This is a genomic window from Burkholderia sp. Tr-862 (assembly GCF_011753085.1).
Classification (GTDB): domain Bacteria; phylum Pseudomonadota; class Gammaproteobacteria; order Burkholderiales; family Burkholderiaceae; genus Burkholderia; species Burkholderia ambifaria.
In genome coordinates this window covers 1-1,868 of record NZ_VWWG01000361.1, presented here as the reverse complement: position 1 = coordinate 1,868, position 1,868 = coordinate 1, and the positions used below count along the sequence as shown (strand labels likewise).

Here is a 1,868-nt window from a genome sequence, read left to right as displayed (position 1 = left end):
TTTTTTGTAAAGGACACCCGCCCCCCCGGACTCCAACCAGGCGAAGCCCCTCTTTCCCTCCACGACGCTCTTCCGATCTCTCGCCGGACCGTCGCGCTCGATCGCCTCGTCGCCGATGCGGCGCGCCCAGTCGGCGACGGCCGGATGCGTGTCGGCGAGCGTGCGCGTCAGGCCGAACATGTCCGCGAGATTCATCGCCTCGTCGAGCCGCGCACGGCCGTCGTGCCCCGACTGTTCGAGCGCGAACGCGCCGAGCGCCATGATCTCGATGCGCGCGCCCCCCATGCTCATCTCCCGGGCCAGCACGGCCGCTTCGTCGAGCGCCGCGCAGGCATCGTCCCAGCGGCGCGCGGCAAGCGCGGCGCCCGCATGCGCGATCGCCTGCAGCAGCACGACGGGGCGCCGCCACAGCGGGCCATGCGACGGAAACTCGGCCGCGGCGATCGCATCGATCCGCTCGACGAGCGCATGGCAGGTCGCCTCGCGATAGCGCGCCGCGTGAATGCGCACCTGCTCGGCGAGACTCGCCACCGACAGCCGCGGCAGCCGGCGCGCGACGCCCATCGCGTCGAGCGCCTCGAGCAGGTCGATCGCGCGATGCTCGACGCCGCGCAGCAGCGCGATGCGCGCGGCCGTCCGATAGCCGAGCAGCACGGTGTCGGGTGTGCCCGCGTGCTCGAGCACGTCGAGCCGGTTCGCGAGCAGCGCGGCGGCCTGGTCGACGCGATCGGCCTCGTATGCGATCGCCGCGCACATCGCCGCGAGCATGCAGGTCAGCGGATGGCGGCGCCCGAGGTCGGCTTCCGCGCGCGCGAGTGCCGGCGACAACGCGTCGTCCGCGAGCCGGATCTGGCCTTCGCACAGGTAGCTCAGGCCGGTGATCAGCTCGCCCCAGCGCGCGACGTAGCCGAACCCGGCAGCCGTCCCGCCGCGCGGCGCGGCCTGCTGGTAGCGGCGCGCCTGGGCCGGTTCGCCGACGATGATCGCGCGTGCCGACAGGCGGTTCGCATGCATCTGCGCGAGCCACGTCGCCGCGGGCGGCGTGAAGTCGGCCCACGGCTCGAACAGCTCGACGAAACGGTCGATTTCGTCCGCGTAATAAGCCGCCGCGCTCAGAATCAGCGCACATTCGTAGCGCATCGCGGCCGGCGTGGCGGCATCGGCGAGGATGCCGGCGATCTGGCGCTGCGCCTCGACATGACGCTCGCCCAGCGCCAGCGCCCACGCGACCGCGATCCGCAGCGTCGGACGCTTGTCGAGCTCCGCATCGGGCAGCAGCGCGAGCCAGTCGAGCACGTCGTTGATTCGGCCCTGCTTGATCGCATCCTCGAGACAGCGCTGCGCGAGCGCGTACGCGGTCTCGACCTGGCCAGCCGCATACGCATGACGCGCGGCTTCCTCCGTCATCCCGTGCGCATCGAGCCAGGCGGCCGCGCGTCCATGCAGGACGCTGCGCTCTGCGGCCAGCCCCGCCGCCAGCCGGTCGCGCAGCGTATCGCGCACCAGCGGGTGCAGCCGGCACCAGTCGGAGTCGTCCGACGCGATGAACAGCGGCGTATCGCGCGCGAGCCGCGCGAGCCGGTCGGGCGCATCCGCGTCGTCGAGCAACGCGGCGCACAGCGACGGATGCAGGCGGTCGGCGATGCTCGTGCGCGTCAGGAACGCGGTGTCGTCGGCGGACAGGTTCGCGAGCAGCAGCTCGACGAGCCGGTCGCGGGTGCCGTCCATGCGCGCGGCGAGCGCGTCGACGGCCCATCAATGACCGCTTTTCTTGGTTATCTAACTGCTTTGCGGGTGGACTTAAAGTCGGTAGACGCTTCTCCGCAGTGTACGTGTTTGATTGTATGTGGCAATGAAATTACCCAGAT

General features: G+C 71.0%; 1 pseudogene. It reads right to left on the bottom strand.

Annotated elements, in window-relative coordinates:
- Positions 1–78: 78 nt before the first annotated feature.
- Positions 79–1,716, bottom strand: a pseudogene (locus F3J14_RS34845) (LuxR family transcriptional regulator); the annotation flags it as partial.
- Positions 1,717–1,868: the final 152 nt, after the last annotated feature.